The organism is Nonomuraea fuscirosea, assembly GCF_003001935.1.
GTDB lineage: Bacteria > Actinomycetota > Actinomycetes > Streptosporangiales > Streptosporangiaceae > Nonomuraea > Nonomuraea fuscirosea.
This window is the reverse complement of sequence record NZ_PVNG01000018.1, coordinates 122,324-141,615: the sequence shown is the minus strand read 5'-3', so window position 1 is coordinate 141,615 and position 19,292 is coordinate 122,324. Positions and strand designations below refer to the sequence as shown.

The window sequence follows — 19,292 nt, the reverse complement described above, 5'->3', positions numbered from 1 at the left end:
CATCGAAAGGGGCAACAATGTTCCGACTCCGGTTGGCAGCCGTCGCCCTGGCGATCCCCATGCTTGTCCTCGGCGGCGTGGGAAGTGCGTCAGCGAGTCCACGCAGTGAAGGTTCCAGCGCCGACTATCCTCCCGGAACTCCCGGGCCATTCAAAATCGCCAATCATGCGAACCAGGGGTTGTGCCTGGACACCAGCGGCAACTTGGGTTGGGGCGTCTACCTGGGTCGTTGCAACAGCAGCGACACCGGCCAGAGGTGGGGCTGGTGGAACGGTGGGTGGCTGATCCACCTCCAAAGCGGCTACTGCTTAGCTGCCGTAACCGTATCCGGAGTCAACGTGACGCAGTTACAGCACTGCATCGACCATCGCATTCAGTATTGGACGCACCTGAACTCCGCCATTCGCAACTCGAGCACGGGCACAGAGCGATGCCTGTCTCCCGCTGCCATTACGGAGGGGGCGGACGTGGAGCCCTTGCCCTGCATCAGCAGTCCATCGAGGGGGTGGAGCGTGACCTACTGGTGACAGCCGCCATGTGCATCACTCGACGGTCCCCGACGGCTCGCAGCATCAGCGATCGCGGCTGAATGCGAAGACGTAACATGCCCAGGCCAGAACTACCCTAAGAAAGTGCCAGGACAACGCAGAAGATAAGGAAGAGGGCCAGAACCAAACTGCGCCTTCGCCACGACAGGCGCGGCGAGCTCACCAGGGCGGCCAGCGGGTAGGCGAACGTTCCGGCCATCACGCTGAGCGGCATTTCGGCGAGCTCCCAGATCGGCACCAGGAAGAAGGGCGCCAGCACGGCGACGGGCCACGCCGGGCGCACGCGAAAGAGGTGCAGCAGCGGCCAGGCGAGCACGATCGCCGCCCAGCTGCCCACCTTCCACGCGTCGGCCAGTAAGCCGACACAGCCGAAGTGACCGCAACGTGAGTCGTCGGACAGGGCGGCCAGCAGCAGCAACACGCCGAGCGGGACGAGGATCAGGATGGTGCCGGCGAACGCGGCGGCTACCGCCCGCTCGGCCAGCCGTCCCTCGGCGGCAGGTGAGATGCTCACCTTGCCCGTATCCACACCTGCAAGCATCTGATCCGGCCGTCTCGCGACGCACACGCATTGATCACGATTCATGGGGCGCCCGGCCACCCGTGCCGGAAAGGCCCAGCGGCAGCGCTGAGCCGTCCCCCGTACGCGGAAACCTAGGTCCAAAGCAGTAGGGGTTCCCGGTCGGAGGGCCGAGGTGTGGGGTGGTGGGAGCTACTAGCGTCCGATGGCATGAATGACACCGGGACTTTGGACGAAGCGTACGGACGGCTGCACACGACCGGACCCGAGTTCGACGGGTGGCTGTCCAACCACGGGCCGATGGCGGTCGAATCGATGGTCAGGCACGGGTACGGGCGTGAAGTGCACCGTTGGCTCGACACGTACGTCGGACGGCTGGATGAGCTGCCGCGCGGCAGCTCGCCGATCGAGGCCGGGGAGTGGCGGGAGGCGCTGGGTGATCCGCGCCGGCTCGGCGACTGGCTGGCGTACTTCGACAGGGAGTTGCGGGAGCAGCCGTGGCGGGCCGTGCTGGGGACCTGGTGGCCACGGTTGCTGCCGGGGATCGCGGCCGGAGCCACGCACGGGGTGATTCGCACGGGGCATGCGATTCATGCGTTGTTGCGGCAGGAGGACGAGACGCGGCTGGCTGAGCTGGGGCAGGCGCTCGGGTACTGGGCGGCGCGGTGGCAGGCCATCGCGGGGTTCGAGGCGCTGTCCGGTAGGGGCGGCTCCGAGCGCGTCATGACGGGGTCCGGTACGCCTGGGATCGACGCGCCGTCCAGTACAGGCGCGTCCGAGCGCGCCACCGCGGGATTCGACGCGCCGTCCGGTACGGCCGGGCCCGAGCGTGCCTTCGCGGGAGTGCCCCGTGTGCCGGACCAGAGTGCGGGGATCAATCATCGCCTCGAACAGCTGGGTGAGCTCGCCGGATGGAGGTCCTCGCTCGCCGCGCTCAAGCCGGCCGCCGACCCCGAGCAGGCGCGTGCGTACCTGACCGAGCTCGCGGACGCGGCGACCCTGCGGTACGCCACTCACGCGCACGGCAATGCCGTCATGCTGGTCCACACCGCGACGGCGCCGACGGCGGTGCTGCGGGCGCTGCCCGCGTTGCCGGCCGAGATGTGGGTGGCCGGCTTGAACGCGGCGTGGGCGGCAGGTGCTGCGGTGACCGCCGCCTATGCCCCCGATCAGCCCGTTCCCCGCCAGGACCTGCCCGCTGTCCCCGGGCCGGCGGAGGAGGTGTTCGAGCTGGCGGTGCGGCACGGAGACGAGCACGTGATCAAGCTGGCCGACACCGCGCTGGACGTCCACCGGCGCACCGGCGATCCCGATGCCCTCGCCGCGGTGGTCCGCGCGACCGGCCTGATCAAGCCTTTGCGATGAGGTCCAGGGTGCGGCTTCTTTCGTTGAGGGGTGAGACGACCAGGTCGGTCACCCCCGCGTCCTGATACCGCTTCAGCGCGTCCGTGATCGTCGTCTCGTCTCCGATGACGATGGTGTCGGCGGGGTTGTCGAGCCCGGCGCGGCCGAGGGAGGCGCGGTACGCGGGCATCTGGCCGATCGCGGCGAGTTGTTCGGCGACGGCGGCCCGGGCGGCGTCGGGGTCCGGGCTCAGCAGGGTGATGAGCTGGGCCACGATGCGGGCGCCGGGAGCGGTGTGCGGGGCGATGTGCTCGGCGAGCATCTCCGGGGTGATCCAGGTGACGACCACCCCGTCCGCGAGGTCGTACGCCACCTCCAGCATGCGCGGTCCGAGCGCCGACATCAGCAGGCTGGGCGCCGGGGCGGTGATGTCCAGGCGGGTGTCGACGGTGAAGAACTCGCCCGTGTGCCGGACCGGTTCGCCGTGCAGCAGGGGGCGCAGCACGGTCAGATATTCGCGGGTGTGCCGCAGCGGTGACGTGTAGGGGAGGCCGAGCTGGTCCTGGACGTACCAGGCGTGGCTCGGGCCGACGCCCAGGGCGAGCCCGCCGCCCGCGGCGGCCTGGAAGGTCAGCGCCTCGGTCGCGGTGGTCACCGGGTGACGGGGGTAGGTGGCCAGGATCGCCGTGCCCACCTCGGCCGGCCGGCGGCCGAGGGAGGCCAGCAGCGTGAGCGGGTCCCAGCCGCCCGGGTTCTGATTGGTCCAGAAGGTGTCGAGTCCGCGGTCGGCGGCGTCGGCCGCGGCGGCCGCCACGTCCGCGGGTGACGTGGGATTGATCAAAGCAGTGCCATAGTGCATGTCTCCATCCCAGCCGTCCGATACCCGGCGGAACCAGCCCCAGTTAGACTGTTCAGCGATTACTTTTTGTCATCGTAGGAGCGTGGGACGTGGAGCTGCGCGCGTTGCGCTACTTCGTGACCGTCGCCGAGGAGCTCCACTTCGGCCGGGCCGCCGAGCGGCTCAACATCGTGCAGCCGGCCGTCAGCCACCAGATCGCCCGGCTCGAACGGGAGCTCGGCACCCGCCTGTTCGACCGTTCCCCGCGGCACGTCCGGCTCACCCCGGCCGGCCGGCGCGTGCTGGAGGCGGCTCAGGAGACCCTCGCCGCGGCGGCCCGCGTGCGCGTGGTGGCCGGGGAGCAGGCGGCCCTCCTGCGGATCGGCGTCGCCCCCGGCCTGACCGCGCGCCTGGAGCGCGGCGCGGAGCTCCTGCACGAAGGGGAACGGCCCGCCGAGGCGATGCTGGTGGACCTGCCGGTGCCCGCGCGGCTCGCCGCGGTCAGGGACGGTGAGCTGGATCTCGCGCTGGTACGCGGTCCGGTGGAGGCCACCGGCGTCCGCGTCGTCCGCGCCTGGTCCGAGTCGCTGCTGGCCGTGGTCTCCGACCGGCACCCGATGGCCGGCCTCCCCGTCGCGCGGCTCGCGGACCTGGATCGCGCCGCGCTGCGCCTGCCCGCGCACGAGGAGGACCCGGCGCTGCACGAAGCGGTCACCTCGGCGTTGCACCAGGCCGGAGGGGGATCGACGGGCCGGTCGGGCGGCTCACTGCTCACCGTCCTGATCGAGATCGGCGCCGGGCAGGGCGCGTGGACGCTGCTGACCGCCGAGCAACTGACCGGGTACGCCGCCCGCCGGATCCGCGCGTTGCCGCTCGACCCGCCGCTGAGCATCGACGGGCACATCGTCGCTTCGCTGGCGACTCCTGACGTCTGCGTGTCCTCGTTCGTCCGGGCGTTCACCGACCCGCCCCAAGCGGCACAGTGACCCGCCGTCAGCTCGCCCGGTGCCGCTCGCTCCAGTGCGCCAGCGGCTGAAGTGCGGAGACGAGCTCTTCGGCGCCGGGCGTGAGGGCGTACGTGATCTGAACCGGCGGGCCCCGGCGAGGAGGATCGGCCCGACCCGGATCCGGTGTCCCGGCCGGGCGGCCCATCGGTGAGTCCGTGTACGCCAGCGGCCCCTTCGTGATGAACACCCGCGCCGAGATCGAGCAGGCCTACCGCGACTTCCACTCCGGCAAGTTCGGCAGCATCCCCCGTGCCCTCCGGCACGTGATCCACGAGCGCGGCGCGGTTTCCGGCATCAGGCAGCCTGGATGATCAACTCCGGCTAAGGTACGGATGACCGTCGATCGAGTGGGGGCTCCTTCGGGGGGCGTTTCCCGGTGCCCTGCTCGAAGCGGCCCGGGTCGAGATTTCGCCATGACATCGCCGCCGCGGTCATGCGCGCGAGCGCCATACGCGTCACGCGGAAGGAGCGTGATCGTGGAGTTCAAGGTTCTGGGTCCGTTGCGGGTCCGGTCCGGCGACGTCGTCCCGGCCCTGGGGCCGCGTAAGCAGCGGCTCCTGCTCGCCGTGCTGCTCGGCCATCCGCATGGCAGCTTCCGCGCCGACTACCTGGTCGACGCGCTGTGGGGGTCCGCGCCTCCGCCTTCAGCCGCGGCCAACCTGCGGCTGTACACGCGGGGCCTGCGGGTGATCCTCGGGCCCGATCGGGTGCTGCGGGAGGGTGGCGCCGGGTACCGGCTCGACGTCGACTGCGCCGAGGTCGACGCCTGCCGGTTCGTCGCTTCCGTACGGGAGGGGCAGGAGGCCCTGGCGGCGGAGGATCCCGTACGGGCCCGGCGGGTGCTGAGCACGGCGCTGGAGCTGTGGCAGGGACCCCCGTTCGTGGACCTCTCGGCCGAGTCCGCCCTGAGCGAGGAGCGGTCCCGCCTGGAGGAGTGGCACCTGGTCGCCCTGGAGCAGCGGATAGAGGCGGACCTGCGCCTGGGGCAGGACGCCTCGCTGGTGGCGGAGCTGTCGACGCTGGTGAACCGGCATGCCTTCCGTGAGCGCCTGTGGTCACACCTGATGCTCGCCCTCTACCGGTCCGGCCGCCGGGCGGACGCGCTGGAGACCTACCGGCGGGCGCGTGGCGTCCTCGTGGACGAGCTGGGGCTGGAGCCGGGCCCGGAGCTGCGTTCCCTGGAAAGGGCCGTCCTCACCTCCGACCCCAAGCTCGACCGGTCACGCCGGACGGACACCGCGGATGTCCCTGATGTCACCGATGTCCCGGCCGGGCCGCCGGTGCCGGCCCAGTTACCGGGGAGCCCGCTCGGATTCGTCGGACGCGACGACGAGATCGACCGGCTGAACGAGATCACGGCGGGCGCGGGCGTCGTCGCCGTGGTGGGGCCGGCGGGGGTGGGGAAGACGGCCCTGGCGGTCCGGTGGGCGCAGCTCACCCGTCACCTGTTCCCCGACGGGCAGCTCTTCGCGGACCTCCGGGGCTTCGGGGCCGAGACGCCGCTGCATCCGGGGCTGGTGCTGGAGCGTTTCCTGCGCGCCCTGGACGTCCCGCCCTGGCGGATCCCCGCCGAGACGGAGGAGCGGGGAGCGGTGTTCCGGTCGCTGATGGCCGACCGGCGGATGCTGGTAGTGCTGGACAACGCCGCCTCGGCCGCGCAGGTGCGCGCACTGCTCCCGGGGGCCGCGCGGGTCCTGACCCTGGTCACCAGCCGGCTCCGCCTGGACGGTCTGGCCACCACGCACGGCGTGCCGCGATTATCGCTCGGGCCGCTGCCGATGGCCGACGCCGTCGCCCTCATCCGCGGACGGCTCCCGTACGACGGGAGGGTCGCGGGCGCCGAGAAGCTGGCCGAGCTGTGCGACCGGAACCCCCTGGCGCTGCGCATCGCCGCCTCCCGCCTGGAGATGTCGACCTACGCTTCGGCCGTCGCGGAGCTGGTGGCGGAGATGGCCGACGAGCGCGTACGCCTGGACCGGCTCGCCGTCGACGAGGACGAGATCTCGGTCCGCGCGGTGCTGCGCGCCTCACTCCGCCAGCTGAGCGAGCCCGCCCGCAGGATGTTCCGCCTGCTCGGGCTGCACCCCGGCCCCAAACCGTCCCTGGCCGTCGCGACCGCCCTGATGGGCGGGACGGCCGGCGAGACGCGGGAGTTCCTCGGCCGGCTCGTCTCCGCCCACCTGCTCCGGCCGGTCTCCGGCGACCACTATGTGATGCACGATCTGGTACGGATCTACGCCCACGAGCGATGCCTGGCCGAGGAGAGCGCGGAGCGGCGGGACCTGGCCATGACCGCGATGCTGACCTGGTACCGCGACGCCGCGAACGCGGCCGACCGGGTGCTGCGGCCGAAGGAACGGCCCAACTTCACCTCCCCGGCCAGCCCCGTGGGCTTCGCCGACGAGAACGCGGCCCTGGCCTGGTTCGACGCCGACGCCGCGAACCTGAACGCCGCCGTACGGGCAGCGGCACGTTCTCATCCGGCGCCGGCCTGGCAGCTCGCGGCGGCCATGTACGGCTGGCTGCAGCGGCGCCACCACACCAGGCAGTGGGCCGACCTGTACACCGTCGCCGCGGAGGCGGCCGTGCGGGCCGCGGACCCCGGGGGCGAGGCGATGATCACGGGCCGGCTCGCCGTCGCGCACAGCCTGCTCGGTGACACGGAAAGCGCCGTGGCGGCCTGCCTGCGGGCGCACCGGCTCCGGCTCGGCCTCGGGGACACCTTGGGCGCGGCCACGGCCCTGCTCAACCTCGCCGCCGTGTACGTCAACGCCCGCCGCCCCGAGGAGGCCATCCGCCGGCTCGACCAGGCGGCCACCCTGGGTGCGTCGCTGCAGGACGCCCACCACTTCAACGCCCTGCTGCACAGCAACCTCGGCGAGGCGCACCACCTCGTCGGGCGGCTCGACCAGGCGATGAGCCACTATCGTACGTCGCTGGAGATCAGCGAGACCGGCTGTGGTGACCGGGACATCGCCCAGATCCTGGTCAGCATGAGCGCGCTGCACCGCGACATGGGCGCGTACGAGGACTCGGTGTCGTGCGGCCGGCGTGCTCTGGCGCTGGCCGGCCGGGCGGGTGACACCCTGCTGCGCGCGGAGGCGCATGAGGCGCTCGGTCTCGCCCACGGCGCGCGGGAGCGCGCCAAGGAGGCGGTGGCGCACCTGGAAGCGGCGCTGGCCGTTTACGAGGAGCTCGGGCACGACAAGGCCGGAGCGGTACGCGATCACCTCGACCGCCTCGGTGGCACGCCCGCCCGCTGACTCTGCGCGGCGGGGATGCGGTGCTCCGCGCATATACGTCACGTATACGACGCCTATCCCCGCCGATGCCACGATCTTGGTGGCCAACGCACTGCTCTCACCTGGCCGTGACACCCGTCTGTCCGTCCGTCCGTACGACGACGTGTGAGAACACCCGGGCGGCGACCGACCCCTGGTCGCCGTCCGCTGAATTCGCAGGCAGCACTTCATCCCATCATTCGCAGAAAGAACTCCCATGCCCTTCTCTAACATCGCCCGTCCCGCCTCCTTGCTCGTCGCCGCCCTCTTCCTCGTCTCGGGCCTCGCCGCCTGCGGCGGGACGGGCGAGAGCGCCGGGAGCGGTGGCGGCGGGGTCGACAAGGCGAGCCTCCTCGCCAAGTTCAAGACGGAGAAGGACGCTGAGGGCGTCCCGGACAAAGCCTTGAACTGCCTGGTCGACGTCATGCTCAAGCACGGCGACCAGGCCGGCCTCCAGGACTACATCGACGGGAAGGTCAAGGTCGACGACATCAAGGGGCTCGGCCCGTCCAACAAGAAGTCCGAGGAAGAGGGCTTCAAGTGCGTGTCCTGAGCTGACGCCTGCGCCCCGGGGCGCAGGACTACGTCGGCCAGGCGCTCGTCGTGGTGGAGCGGTACGAGGGCCCGACCGCGCGGTCACGACGTTCCCCACCCTCGCGGTCGTCGTCGGGGGCACGACCGTGGCCGCCGCCACTCCGCCGGTGGCGGCGGCCTTCTCGATACGTACGGGGCGAGCCGACCGCCACCGCCCGACGGCGGGCTGACCGTCAGCGTCCTACTGGGGCAGGACGGAAGAGCTCGGCGATGTCGTCGAGTCGCACGACGACCAGCACGCACACCGCCGCCGCCACCGCCGCGATCACGACCCCAGGAAGCTCGACGCCACCCGACGTCCCAGCGAACGTCGCCCCCATCGCCACCAGAGCCACCCCGATCAACACCACGTTACGGATGACGTGATGCCGGCCGACGGGCTTCTCAGACGCGCCAAAACAGCGACAGGACGCCCCCTTCCCCCGCCCCATGGCACGAACCAGCGCATACCCGAACCCACCCAGCGTGACCGCCGCCAGCGCGAACCCCAGGGGTACGGTGCCCGGCACAGCGACCAGCACCACGATCCCCACCTCCGCCACCACCGCGAGCGAACCGAGCCACCGCGCCCACCTCCGCTCCACGGCCAGCAACGTGCCGGTGGCCACGACGAACTCCCGGAACGCCTGACGGCCGCGCACCTTGCCGGCCAGCGAGACCAGAAAGACCCCCAGCACCAGCAGCCGACCCCAAACAACCACATAGCCCATCACGGCAACTCCGTACCAGCAGTGATCATCCCGGCCCTCATTATCAGGCCAGAACAGATCACCCACCTTCCCGCCCGTTCGCAGCGTCGCCGGCGAGCACATGATCCGCGAAGCGCACGATGGCAAGTCGCCGCTCATGCAGGGTGCCGGCCGCCCAGATGCGTCGTTCGAGCCGAACACCCTGCTCGTTCAGCCGCAGATGCCGGACCCACTGACCAAGCCGCTTGGGAAAAGGCAGGTGGTGCCCTTCGACCGCGAACCAGGCGACGTAAATGTGCCTGACCAGCCGTGCGGCGAGCTGATGAAAGAGCCACTCGTCACCACGGTCAGCACAGTCGAGCAGCGCGTGCGAATAGCCGGGCAACTGCTCCGCCAACGCGCCCGTAGCCTTGCCGATCAGTCGGGGAGCCGGGGCGCGCATCGCTTCCCTGATCGCCTGGCCCTCCCGTTCGCCGTCCGCCAGCAGGACGCCGTGAACGAAGCCGGCCACCGCGTGCAGCGGCTGGGGCCACTCCTCCTGCTGCCATCCGTCACCGTCCCTGACCAACGCGCACCAGGAGTCGAACCGGGTCCGCGGGTAGTGAGCGACATCGACCTCCCACCCGGAGACGCGCATCTTGTCGAGCCCGAACGTGCGGTCATGAAACTGCGTGGGCGTACTGCCGGCGTCAGTCAACTGCCCGACCGGCCGGCTGGCTGCCGGCGGCGGTTCGTCCTCAGCCCAGATGATCACGAGGTCAAGGTCCGACTCTGTGCTGAATCCGGTGAACACGGACCCCTGGCCATAGGCGAAGTCCACCTTGCCGCAACCGGCGAAGGCCGTGACCACACTCCGCCCCACCTGCTCAGCCGCCCCGTTCAACGGGGTCCCGGCCACGCTCATCAGCTGCCGCGAAGGGCGCTCAAGGCTCGGCGGCACACGGCGTGCCACGTCTCCCCGCCCCCGTCCCGGGTCAGGACGCTGGCGACCACCGGCTCTTCGCAGGTACGGCCGTGCCAGGAGCACCCGCCCTCGGCGGCGCGGCGCCCCCGGTGCAGCGCCGGTTCGTACGGGCGTTCCTCGACCAGTTCGGTCGCCATAGGGCGCGACACTCCGTCCCCTCGCTCGTCTGCCGCGATCCGCGGGTCGGTGAGGATCGCGTACACGTACGACGGACCGATGATGTCCTTGCTGAGCTGCCCAGGCCCCGACAGCGGTCGCCGGTCCCACGCGCGGGCGAAATTTGAGCGGTGAATACCGATCGTCGTCCGGTCGGGATAGATCTCGTTCTCGCCCAGCCGATAGGTGAAGGTGGCGCCGCGGCGGAGCCGGAACGCCTCGCCCGCATGCCTCCCGATACGACCCCAGACCGGCTCGAAGGCCTGAGCCGGATCGGCGCTCCGGGACCGCCTCGGCGGGGGCGGGGAAGAGACGGGTCTCGCCCGGCCGGAGCTTGGGCCGGCGTCCGGGGCCGGACGGGCGGTGACCGAGGCCGCGACCTTCCAGAGCAGCGGGATACGGGGGCTCCGGCCGGTGAGCGCCAGGACGGTCAGGAGAAGGTGCAGGGCAGGCGGCCCGAGCAGGGAGGAGAGCGTCCAGGTCCACATGACGACGTCATCCGACGGGATCGCTGCCCCCTGGTACCGGATCGAGGTGTAGACGCCCACCAGAACGAGACTGATCACGAGATACACGACGGCGACGATGTCGATGAGGATCGACTGCACGGCGTGAAACCGTACGCGACGCCGATGATCGCGACGGAAGATCAGTCCCCCGACGAACCCGAGAAGGTAGGCGAGAGCGGACCGCCAGGAACTGCTGACGACATCCGGATTCCAGGGCGCCTCGATGTCGAACGCCTCGGCGTCACGGCGAGGCGCTGCTACCTGGCTGCCGACGCCGCCGCCCTCGCCGCTTGACGCGGTCGTCTGCGATTCACGACGCCTGCGTTCGCCCCGTTCGATGATGACGACCACGGTCTGGACGATCCCGGCGATCGAGGCGACGACACCGAGCACCGCCAGCACAACGCTCATACACCCTCCCGGGAAGGGGATGCCCGCTCCAGCCGGCGCTGTGGGCTGGGGACAGTGTCTCAAGAAGTGATGATCGATTCCCGGGCGAGCGGCAGTTCATCTTTCCGGAAGCGGATCGTCCGCAACCGGCGCTAGCGTGCCTCCACGACCGACATCGGCGCTCACGCGAGAAGGTGCACCAGTGCGATCACGAACCAAGGGCATGTGGTGGGGCACCGCGATCGAGGCCCCCGACCCCGCCGCTCTGGCGCAGTTCTACTCCGACCTGCTCGGATGGCCCATCGGCCATCAGGAGCCGGGAACCACGATTCTCGCCGCTCCCGAAGGCTCCATCTACATCGTGTTCCAGCAGGCGACCGATTACCAAGCCCCCGTCTGGCCGCCCGCCGCCGGGCAACAGCGCCCGATGATGCACTTCGACTTCCAGGTCGGCGATCTGGACTCAGCGGTCGCCGAGGCAGTCGCCCTCGGAGCCTCGGTCGCCACAGAACAACCCCAGGACAACGTCCGCGTCCTCTTCGACCCAGCCGGCCACCCCTTCTGCTTGTGCCGCGACGACGGCTGATCACGCGATCCGCTCATCGGCAGCAGCGGCTGAGGCCATCGGCCCAGCATCACTCTCTTCGTCGGTACGCGCCCTGTCCCGGAGGCGACAGGGCGGTGCATGATGTGGGCTGTCGATCTTGTGCGGGAGGTGGTTCGTGCGCTTTCTACGTTGGTGGGCGGCCTCGCTGGCGGTGTGTGTTCTGACGTTTCTGCTGCTGTTGTCGCAGCGGTACGTTCCCGGCGGGGAGGTGTGGTGCGCCGGGCCGCTTTCGAGCTTTCCGGAGGATACGTGGGTCGAGCAGTTGCGGGCTCGCGTGCTGAACACCATCGAGCGGGTCCTGCTGGCGAACGCGCTGCCCTCCGTGTGCGCGCTGCTGTCGGGCGTGGTGGCGGTCTGGGCGGGGCGGCGGGTCGGTGTGGTGGTGGGGGTGCTGGCTGAGTCGGTCATGCTGGTGGTCGCGCTCATGCAGGTGCTGGAGATGGTCTCGTTCGTCAGGTTGCTCGACTGCGCCGGCTGGGACGGGAGGCTTCCGTGGCTGGCCTTGCTTGCGTCGCAGCCGCTCGGGTACGGCGTCGCGGCCGGCTTGCTGGGTGTGGGGGTTCGGGTGCGGTGGAGGGCGGGGTGAGGATCGTGGTGGAGGGGCGTGGTCGCGCGCCTCGGCGGGCGGTCGTCCGTAAGCTGTGGGTATGTCCCCTGCCCTGATCCTGCTGAACGGCGTTCGCTGGCGGGGTGTGCGCGTGGTCGGGGATCGCGCCCATACGCTGCTGGCCGTGCTCGCCCTGCACGGACGCGCGGGGGTGAGTGACGAGCGGCTGGTCGAGGAGTTGTGGCCGGAGGAGGCGCCGGCCAATCCGACGAAGGCACTGCAGGTGGTCGTGTCGCGGACGCGGGCGGCGACCGGGGCCGACGTGGTGGTACGGATGCCGCGGGGGTATCGGCTCGGGCTGCCCGCCGACCAGGTGGACGCGTTGCTGCTCGGCGGGCTGGTGGAGCAGGCGCGGGAGGCGCTGGCCGAGGGTGACATGGTGCTGGCGCGGCGGCGGGCCGATGAGGCCATGGCGATGACGGTCATGGCCGATGGTGTGGTGGCCGGTGCTAGGAATGCCTTTGGTGCTGGAGGTGCGGGTAGTGGAGGTACCCGTGGTGCCGGTGGTGCGGGTGGCGCGGGTGGTGGCGGTGTCCGTGGTGCGGGTGGTGCGGGTGGTGCTGGGGTAGGTGGTTCGGGTGGCTCTGGGGCGGTCGGAGGGCTGGACGGGGCTGTGGGGGCGTTGGCTGAGTTGCGGGAAGTGGCGGCGGCGTGGGTGGGTGAGGCGCGGCGGGTGGCGGCGGTGGCCCTGAGCCGGAGTGGCGCCCATGAGAGCGCGCTGCCCCTGCTGGAGGAGGTGGCCGCCGGGCGGCCGCAGGACGAGGAACTGCTCGCCTGCCTGCTCCGCAGCGAGGCCGCCGTACGAGGTGCGGGGTCCGCGCTGGAGCGCTACGAGCGGTATCGCGCCGGGCTGGTCGCGCGGCTGGGCACCGAGCCGGGGCCCGAGCTCGCCCGCGTCCACGCCGAGCTGCTGGTAGCGGATCGGCCGGTGCGTCAGGGCATCCTGTACGACGGTTCGTCGCTGCTCGGCCGGGACGGTGACATCCGCGCGGTGCACGCCCTGCTGCACACCCACCGGGTGGTGTCGATCATCGGCCCCGGCGGGCTGGGCAAGACGCGGCTGGCTCATGTGGTGGGCAGGAACGCGGCCCAGCCTGTCGCTCATTTCGTCGAGCTCGTGGGCGTGTCCTCGCCGGAGGGCGTGGTGGGCGAGGTGGGCTCGGCGCTGGGGGTGCGCGACTCGGTCAGCGGGCGCCGGGTGCTGACCGCCGAGCAGCGTTCGGACGTACGCGCCCGGATCGCCCGGCATCTCGACCAGGCTCCCGCGCTGCTGATCCTGGACAACTGTGAGCACCTGATCGAGGCCGTCGCCGATCTGGTGGCGTTCCTCACCGTGACGACCCGCGACCTGCGGGTGCTCGTCACCTCGCGCGCACCTCTGTCGATCCCCGCCGAACGCGTCTACCTGCTCGGCGAGCTGCCGGCCGGTGACGCGGTGGAGCTGTTCCGCCAGCGGGCCACGGCGGCGAGGCCGGACGTGCGGATCGACGAGCGGGTGGTCGGGGAGGTCGTCGCCCGCCTGGACGGGCTGCCGCTGGCGATCGAGCTGGCCGCGGCGCGGGTGCGGGTGATGTCGGTGGAGGAGATCGCGCGGCGGCTGGCGGACCGGTTCGCGCTGCTGCGCGGCGGTAACCGGACGGCCCCCGACCGGCATCAGACGCTGCTCGCGGTCATCGACTGGTCGTGGAATCTGCTGGACGAGCCGGAGCGGCGGGCGTTGCGCTGGTTGTCGCTGTTCGGCGACGGGTTCACGCTGGCCGCGGCGGAGGACGTCCTCGGGCCTGACGCCCTGCCCGTCGTGGACGCGCTGACCGAGCAGTCGATGCTGAGCGTCCGCGAGACCACGTACGGCCTGCGTTACCGGATGCTGGAGACCGTCAGGGAGTTCGGGCGGATGCGGCTGAGGGAGGCCGGCGAGGAGGAGCCCGCCCGCGCGGCGCAGCGGGCGTGGGCGACGGCGTACGCGCTCGAACACGCAGCCCGGTTGTTCAGCCCGGAGGAGTTCGCGGCGGCCGACGCGTTGCGCGCGGAGGAGAGCAACCTCGCCGACCTGCTCAGGCAGGCTCTCGGCGAGTCCGATCCGGCCACGACGGTGCGCTTGCTCACGGGCATCGGCGCGCTGTGGTCGATCCGCGGCGACCACGCGCGGGTCCTCGTCCATCGGGACGCGATCAACCAGGTGCTGTCCGGCTGGAAGCCGCCGCCCCACCTGGTCGAGGTGACGCGGACCGCGCTGCTGGTCGCGCTGGTCAACATCATGATCATTGTCGATGATCGCGGGGAGACGGTGCGCGAGTTGCTCCGTTCGCTGCCCGTCTCGGAGGGGACGGATCCCACCGTCGCGGCGCTGTGGCGGGTGATGCTCGAATGCGATGGACTCGACGGCCCCGAGATGCTGCGGCGGCTGACGCAGCTGGCGGAGAGCCCCGACAGGGCCGAGGCCTTCGCGGCGACGCGGCAGATCGCCCACATCCTGGAGAACGCGGGTGACGTACGCGGAGCCATCGCGGCCGCCGAGCGGACCCTGGAGCTGGTCCACGGCGACGAGGGCTCGTGGCTGATCGCGATCATGCACGCCATGCTGGCCCACCTGTACCTGAACCTCGCCGAGCGCGGCCGGGCGGTCCGGTACGCGCGGCTCGCCATCCCGGTGCTGAGCCGGCTCGGCGCCGCCGACGACGAGGCGCAACTGCGCGCCGTGCTGGTGGCCTGCGCCATCGCCGGGGGCGACCTGGACGGCGCGGAAGCCGAAATGGCGGCGATCTCCAGGATCAACGACAGCGAGGCGGTGATCGGCGGGATGGCGATCGTCTCGTTGTGCGCCGCCGAGCTCTCCCTGGCGCGCGGCCGGACGTCCGTCGCGCTGGCGGAGTATCGGCTGGCCGTCCAGCGAGCGCGTGACCTGCGCATGCCCGGGGTGCCGCGGTTGGAGCGCGCCCCGTGGACGGTGATCTCGGAGTCGATCGCGCTGACGGCGTACGCCTACCACGCCGCGCCGGAGGACCTCCCGTACGGGGAGGAGTTGTTCGCCTGCGTCAGGAGGTACGACCTGCTGACCCCCGACAACCCCATCCTCGACTACCCCATGTGCGGTTCGATGCTCTTCGGGCTCGGCGCCTGGGGGCTGTTGCGGGGGGCCATGGACCCTGAGGCCGCGATCAGGTTGCTGCTGCTGGCCGAGCGGTTCGCGTACAACGGCACCATGCCCGTCATGTCCATCGAGCGGATCGAGCCGTACGCGGAGCGGATCGCGCCGGGGACGTTCGCCGCGGTGCGGGCCGAGTACGGCGCCCGCCGCGGCTCCGACCTGCTGGACGAGGCGATGCGTCTCGTCGAGCAGACCGGCGGAGGCGGCGCGGACAGGCCGGCGTGCAGCTCACATGTGCCGCTTGTAGCTGCGTACCGACAGGGGCGCGAAGATCACGATGGAGATCAGGCCCGCGACGAGCGTCCAGGCCACCTCTCCGGTGACGAGGCCGCCGTTGGCGAGGTCGCGGGCGGCCGTGACCAGATGTGAGACCGGGTTGATCCGGACGAACGCCGCCAGCCAATCCGGCAGGGACTCGACCGGGACGAACGCGTTCGACAGGAACGTCAGCGGGAACAGGATCATCATCGAGATGCCCTGCACGGCCTGGGCGCTCCTGGCGATCGTGCCGATCCAGGTGAAGATCCACGCCAGCGACCAGCCCGTGAAGATGGCCAGCAGGATCGCGGCGAGCACGCCGCCCGCCCCGCCGCCCGGGCGATAACCCATCACGATGCCCATGCCGAAGGTCAGCGTGGCCGCGATCGCGTACCGCAGCAGGTCGGCGACCATGGGGCCGGCCAGGGGCGCGATCCGGGCGATCGGCAGCGACTTGAACCGGTCGAAGACGCCCTTCTCCATGTCCTCGCGCAGTTGCGTGCCGGTGGCCATGCACGTCGTGAGCACGGTCTGGGCGAGGATGCCGGGGATCATCAGGGGCAGGTAGCTCTCCACGTCGCCGGCGATGGCGCCGCCGAAGACGTAGGCGAACATCGCGGTGAACAGGATGGGCTGCAGCGCCACGTCGAAGAACTGCTCCGGGTTGCGGCGCATCCGCTTCAGCGCCCGCCAGGCCAGCGTCATGGTCTGGCTGAACGTCTCGCCGACGGTGACGCGCCGCCGGGCGGTGGCGACGCGGTCGGTGGCGCGGACGCTCTCGCGGGCGGGTGCGATCGTGGTGCTCATCGGTTCTCCTCCATGGTGCCGGCAGCGTTCCCGGCCTCGTCGCCGTCCGTCTCGTGGCCGGTGAGGGCGAGGAACACCTCGTCCAGGCTGGGCTTGGCCACGCTCACCGAGGAGATCGACACCCCGGCGGTACGCAGCGCGATCAGCACCTCCGCCGCCAGGTCGGCCTGGTCGAGCGCGACGTTGAGCCGGCCCTGCTCCGGGCTGAGCACGGGCTCTGAGCCGAGCACGCGCCGCACCACCCGCACGGCGGCGGGTACGTCGTCCGGCTGGGCGAGCAGCAGCTGGAGGGTCGAGTTGCCGACCGCCGTCTTGAGCTCGTCGGGGGTACCCTCGGCGACCTTGCGGCCGTGGTCGATGACGGCGACGCGGTCGGCGAGCTGGTCGGCCTCGTCCAGGTACTGGGTGGTCAGCAGCACGGTGCAGCCGTCGGCGACCAGGCCGCGGATGGTCTCCCACATCTGGCCGCGGGTACGCGGGTCGAGCCCGGTGGTCGGCTCGTCCAGGAAGATCAGCGGCGGCCTGGTGATCAGGCTGGCCGCCAGGTCGAGGCGACGCCGCATGCCGCCGGAGAACTGCGCGATCGGCTTGTCGGCGGCCTCCTCCAGGCCGAACTGCTCCAGCAGCTCGGCGGCGATGCTCCGGGCTCGCGAGCTGGCGACGCCCTGGAGCCGGCCGAACAGCCAGAGGTTCTCGCGGGCGGTCAGGCTCTCGTCGACGGAGGCGTACTGTCCGGTGACGCCGACGAGCTGGCGGATGACGTGCGGCTGATCGACCACGTCGACCCCGAAGATCTCGGCCCGGCCGGCGTCGATCTTCAGCAGGGTGGCCAGCATCCGCAGCATGGTGGTCTTCCCGGCGCCGTTCGGGCCGAGCACGCCGAAGATCTCGCCGGTCCGCACGTCCAGGTTGATCCCGTCGACCGCGCGATGGCCGCCGAACGTCTTCGCCAAGCCCTGGGCGCGTACGGCCACGTCGGGGGGCGGGTCGAGTTCTGTGATGCTCATGGCGCCACTCTCGGCGGCGCCGGTTTCACGGTGCCCTCGACCGGGTTTCACGGAGCGCCGGCGGCGTGAAACTTTCACCGTGAAACGGCGGGCCGATATTCATGTGGCCTGGTCTCCGGCACATTGTCAGCGGCGCGCGAAATTCTTTTGATACGCGGACGTCCCTCCGGCGAATACGGAACTGCGCGTTTCATGGAGACACGGCGACGTCACGGGGAGAATTCGACATGGGGGACCTCTTCGGCATGCTCGGACGCCGGGCCGACGACAATGCCAGGAAAGTGGTGGACGCCTGCGCCCGCGAGATCGCCGGCTTCCAGGCCGTCGAGCCCAGGGCGCGGGCGTCGATGCTGGAGTTCGCGGTCGTCGTACGGAGGCGGACAGCCGAGCTGGCCGCGTCCGGCGAGCCGCTGCTGGACGGCGACCTGGCCTTCATCGAGTCGGTCGGCGAGCAGCGCGGCGCGCAGGGCGTGGCGCCCGCCTGCCAGCGCGGCGCGCTCGCGCTGCACGCCGCCTTCACCCTGCGGGAGATCGCCGAGGCGGCCGGGCCGGGCGATCTAACCGACACGATGCGGCTGATCGACTGGCTGGGCCGTAACGGCCCGACGGCGCAGGCGGCCTACACGCGCGGCTATTTCCGCGGGTACGAACGGTTCCTGCCGACGGCCTCGCGCGTGCACCTGCTGGCCACCATGGTGCTGCACGACGACCCGATGGCCGCCGAGCTGGCCGACCACCTCGGGGTGCCGACGGCCGAGCACTACCTGGTCACGGTCGTCCGGGTGGCCTCGGCGCCGCCGCCGAAGCGCAGGGAGGAGGTCGTGTGCACGCTGCTGCGGCGGCACCGGGTGCCGTTCGGGTGGCAGGAGCCGGACGAGTTCGTGGCGCTGGTGCCGTATCACGGGACGCGGCCCGAGCACCGTACGGCGGCCGAGGAGACGGGGCTGGCGCTGGCGCGGACGGTGGCCGAGATCGCGGGGCGGCCGTGCTCGACCGGCACCGCACACGGCCGCCGCCACACCCTGGCGCAGGCGGCCGCGCTGGCGCGAAAGGTCAGCAGGGTGGCGCCGATGGAGCGGGTGCCGCGCAGGTCGTACGGGGTGGCGGACGTGTTCGCCGAGCTGGGCGCGGTGGAGACGCCGCAGGTGGACCAGTGGCTGCGGGAGACGGCGCGCCGGCTCGGGGACGGGCCCGACCTGGTCCCGACGCTGGACGCCTACTACCGCCACGACATGAACCGCCTGCGTACGGCCGAGTCGCTGCACATCCATCCGCGCACGCTCGACTACCGGCTGCGGCGGGTGCGGGAACTGGTGGGCATCGAGCCCGGCTCCACCCACGGCGTCCGGGTGCTGAGCACCACCGTGGCCAGGCTGCTGGCGGGCGCGTGGACCGAACACACCCTTATCTGACCCTGTCCGAACCCTTTACCGGCCCTGTTTTGACACGAGTGACAATCGCCGCCGCGCCGCCGTCGCGGTGTTTCTCGTGAAGTGACGATGACCGGAAGTCCCGGGCTCGGCGAAAGTAGCGGCGCAGGGCTCGGCCGAGCCGAAATGGAAACCAGCGAAAGGTTTCGACGACATGGCAGTACATGCGAGAAGAATGCTCATCGGCGTGCTCAGCGCGATCGCGGCGTTGCTGTTCTCCGTCGCACTGCACACCGGTACGGCCACCGCGGCGCCGGAACGCGGCTTCACCGACCAGTCGACCTCGGAGCTCGCGGACACGCCGGGCAAGGACGGCGGGGCGTCGGTGAACGCCCAGTATTCGTGCTCCCGCCGAGTGCCCATCCCCGCGTACTACATCGACATCGACTGCTCGGTGTTCAGCGGGGCGATCAGGATCCTGGTGACCTGCTCCGACGGTTACCAGTTCGCCAGCCCGATCATCTTCGCCGGTAACCGGTTCACCGGGCGCGGCACGTGCGGGCCGCCGTGGACCGTGCGCTCCGCCAACGTCCAGGAGGTCTGACCCCCGATCCGCCCCTTACCGAGCCACCCGGGTGTGCCCCCGGG

18 protein-coding genes and 1 pseudogene are annotated in these 19,292 nt (G+C 71.1%); 12 read left to right on the top strand and 7 right to left on the bottom strand.

Translation table 11 applies throughout. The features are described from left to right. Positions 1–17: 17 nt before the first annotated feature. Positions 18–527 (top strand): RICIN domain-containing protein, encoded by a 510-nt coding sequence (locus tag B0I32_RS61805; RefSeq protein WP_425438126.1) that lies wholly within the window; start codon positions 18–20, stop codon positions 525–527. Positions 528–624: 97 nt separating this feature from the next. Here B0I32_RS61805 and B0I32_RS36305 read toward each other — a convergent pair whose 3' ends face one another. Then, positions 625–1,077, bottom strand: a complete 453-nt coding sequence (locus B0I32_RS36305) for a hypothetical protein (RefSeq protein WP_146178443.1) — start codon at positions 1,075–1,077, stop codon at positions 625–627. Positions 1,078–1,278: 201 nt separating this feature from the next. Here B0I32_RS36305 and B0I32_RS36300 point away from each other — a divergent pair, with 201 nt between their 5' ends. After that, positions 1,279–2,433, top strand: coding sequence for a questin oxidase family protein (locus B0I32_RS36300; protein WP_106247480.1), 1,155 nt, complete (start codon positions 1,279–1,281; stop codon positions 2,431–2,433). Here B0I32_RS36300 and B0I32_RS36295 read toward each other — a convergent pair. Next, entirely contained in the window at positions 2,417–3,271 is an 855-nt protein-coding gene (locus B0I32_RS36295) for a TIGR03564 family F420-dependent LLM class oxidoreductase (protein ID WP_106247479.1), read from the bottom strand. The genes B0I32_RS36300 and B0I32_RS36295 overlap by 17 nt on opposite strands. A gap of 89 nt (positions 3,272–3,360) precedes the next feature. Between B0I32_RS36295 and B0I32_RS36290 the strand changes: the two genes are divergently transcribed. The 4 genes from B0I32_RS36290 to B0I32_RS36275 all read left to right on the top strand — a co-directional run bounded on the left by B0I32_RS36290 (position 3,361) and on the right by B0I32_RS36275 (position 8,091). Beyond that, complete coding sequence (locus B0I32_RS36290) at positions 3,361–4,236, top strand: LysR family transcriptional regulator (RefSeq protein ID WP_106247477.1); 876 nt, start codon at positions 3,361–3,363, stop codon at positions 4,234–4,236. A gap of 164 nt (positions 4,237–4,400) precedes the next feature. Next, on the top strand, positions 4,401–4,568 hold the full coding sequence (locus tag B0I32_RS36285) for a pirin-like C-terminal cupin domain-containing protein (protein ID WP_106247476.1): 168 nt from the start codon (positions 4,401–4,403) through the stop codon (positions 4,566–4,568). 165 nt (positions 4,569–4,733) lie between these two features. Then, on the top strand, positions 4,734–7,520 hold the full coding sequence (locus B0I32_RS36280) for an AfsR/SARP family transcriptional regulator (RefSeq protein ID WP_181308163.1): 2,787 nt from the start codon (positions 4,734–4,736) through the stop codon (positions 7,518–7,520). Positions 7,521–7,755: 235 nt separating this feature from the next. Beyond that, positions 7,756–8,091 carry a hypothetical protein gene (locus tag B0I32_RS36275; RefSeq protein ID WP_106247472.1) on the top strand — a complete coding sequence of 112 codons (336 nt, stop codon included), beginning with the start codon at positions 7,756–7,758 and terminating at the stop codon, positions 8,089–8,091. Positions 8,092–8,305: 214 nt separating this feature from the next. On the opposite strand, the gene B0I32_RS36270 is transcribed toward B0I32_RS36275, so the two are convergent. From B0I32_RS36270 to B0I32_RS36260, 3 genes are read right to left on the bottom strand one after another with little or no spacing between them, the layout of a single operon-like run. Then, the gene (locus B0I32_RS36270) at positions 8,306–8,908 is read right to left on the bottom strand and encodes a MauE/DoxX family redox-associated membrane protein (protein ID WP_146178442.1); all 603 of its coding nucleotides are present in this window, start codon (positions 8,906–8,908) and stop codon (positions 8,306–8,308) included. Next, positions 8,901–9,671 carry a hypothetical protein gene (locus B0I32_RS36265; protein ID WP_146178441.1) on the bottom strand — a complete coding sequence of 257 codons (771 nt, stop codon included), beginning with the start codon at positions 9,669–9,671 and terminating at the stop codon, positions 8,901–8,903. The genes B0I32_RS36270 and B0I32_RS36265 overlap by 8 nt, the downstream gene beginning before the upstream one ends. A gap of 53 nt (positions 9,672–9,724) precedes the next feature. After that, positions 9,725–10,861 carry a hypothetical protein gene (locus B0I32_RS36260; RefSeq protein ID WP_146178440.1) on the bottom strand — a complete coding sequence of 379 codons (1,137 nt, stop codon included), beginning with the start codon at positions 10,859–10,861 and terminating at the stop codon, positions 9,725–9,727. A gap of 181 nt (positions 10,862–11,042) precedes the next feature. Here B0I32_RS36260 and B0I32_RS36255 point away from each other — a divergent pair, with 181 nt between their 5' ends. From B0I32_RS36255 to B0I32_RS60320, 4 genes and pseudogenes are all read left to right on the top strand, one after another. Beyond that, the gene (locus tag B0I32_RS36255) at positions 11,043–11,426 is read left to right on the top strand and encodes a VOC family protein (protein ID WP_245956236.1); all 384 of its coding nucleotides are present in this window, start codon (positions 11,043–11,045) and stop codon (positions 11,424–11,426) included. A 99-nt stretch (positions 11,427–11,525) separates the two neighbouring features. Then, a complete protein-coding gene (locus B0I32_RS61800; protein ID WP_146178439.1) occupies positions 11,526–11,846 on the top strand; it encodes a VENN motif pre-toxin domain-containing protein in 321 nt (106 codons plus the stop codon). Further along, the gene (locus B0I32_RS61795; RefSeq protein WP_181308161.1) at positions 11,836–12,033 is read left to right on the top strand and encodes a hypothetical protein; all 198 of its coding nucleotides are present in this window, start codon (positions 11,836–11,838) and stop codon (positions 12,031–12,033) included. The genes B0I32_RS61800 and B0I32_RS61795 overlap by 11 nt, the downstream gene beginning before the upstream one ends. Before the next feature lie 61 nt (positions 12,034–12,094). After that, positions 12,095–13,402: pseudogene (locus B0I32_RS60320) on the top strand (AfsR/SARP family transcriptional regulator); the annotation flags it as partial. A gap of 2,028 nt (positions 13,403–15,430) precedes the next feature. Here the strand turns inward: B0I32_RS60320 and B0I32_RS60315 are convergent. Then, positions 15,431–16,267, bottom strand: coding sequence for an ABC transporter permease (locus B0I32_RS60315; RefSeq protein WP_106247462.1), 837 nt, complete (start codon positions 16,265–16,267; stop codon positions 15,431–15,433). Continuing rightward, complete coding sequence (locus B0I32_RS36235) at positions 16,264–17,274, bottom strand: ATP-binding cassette domain-containing protein (protein WP_106247460.1); 1,011 nt, start codon at positions 17,272–17,274, stop codon at positions 16,264–16,266. Before B0I32_RS36235 ends, B0I32_RS60315 begins: the two co-directional genes overlap by 4 nt. 227 nt (positions 17,275–17,501) lie before the next feature. Here B0I32_RS36235 and B0I32_RS61110 point away from each other — a divergent pair, with 227 nt between their 5' ends. Continuing rightward, entirely contained in the window at positions 17,502–18,686 is a 1,185-nt protein-coding gene (locus B0I32_RS61110; protein WP_106247458.1) for a PucR family transcriptional regulator, read from the top strand. 172 nt (positions 18,687–18,858) lie between these two features. Next, positions 18,859–19,248 (top strand): hypothetical protein, encoded by a 390-nt coding sequence (locus tag B0I32_RS36225; RefSeq protein ID WP_146178438.1) that lies wholly within the window; start codon positions 18,859–18,861, stop codon positions 19,246–19,248. The last annotated feature ends 44 nt before the right edge of the window (positions 19,249–19,292 follow it).

What these genes read in the sequence shown, in the direction of transcription:
- B0I32_RS60315 (WP_106247462.1), bottom strand. Translation starts at nt 16,267, where the DNA reads ATGAGCACCACGATCGCACCCGCCCGCGAGAGCGTCCGCGCCACCGAC.
- B0I32_RS61800 (WP_146178439.1), top strand. Translation starts at nt 11,526, where the DNA reads ATGATGTGGGCTGTCGATCTTGTGCGGGAGGTGGTTCGTGCGCTTTCT.
- B0I32_RS36235 (WP_106247460.1), bottom strand. Translation starts at nt 17,274, where the DNA reads ATGAGCATCACAGAACTCGACCCGCCCCCCGACGTGGCCGTACGCGCC.
- B0I32_RS61805 (WP_425438126.1), top strand. Translation starts at nt 18, where the DNA reads ATGTTCCGACTCCGGTTGGCAGCCGTCGCCCTGGCGATCCCCATGCTT.
- B0I32_RS36295 (WP_106247479.1), bottom strand. Translation starts at nt 3,271, where the DNA reads ATGCACTATGGCACTGCTTTGATCAATCCCACGTCACCCGCGGACGTG.
- B0I32_RS36300 (WP_106247480.1), top strand. Translation starts at nt 1,279, where the DNA reads ATGAATGACACCGGGACTTTGGACGAAGCGTACGGACGGCTGCACACG.
- B0I32_RS36260 (WP_146178440.1), bottom strand. Translation starts at nt 10,861, where the DNA reads ATGAGCGTTGTGCTGGCGGTGCTCGGTGTCGTCGCCTCGATCGCCGGG.
- B0I32_RS36225 (WP_146178438.1), top strand. Translation starts at nt 18,859, where the DNA reads ATGGCAGTACATGCGAGAAGAATGCTCATCGGCGTGCTCAGCGCGATC.
- B0I32_RS61110 (WP_106247458.1), top strand. Translation starts at nt 17,502, where the DNA reads ATGGGGGACCTCTTCGGCATGCTCGGACGCCGGGCCGACGACAATGCC.
- B0I32_RS36275 (WP_106247472.1), top strand. Translation starts at nt 7,756, where the DNA reads ATGCCCTTCTCTAACATCGCCCGTCCCGCCTCCTTGCTCGTCGCCGCC.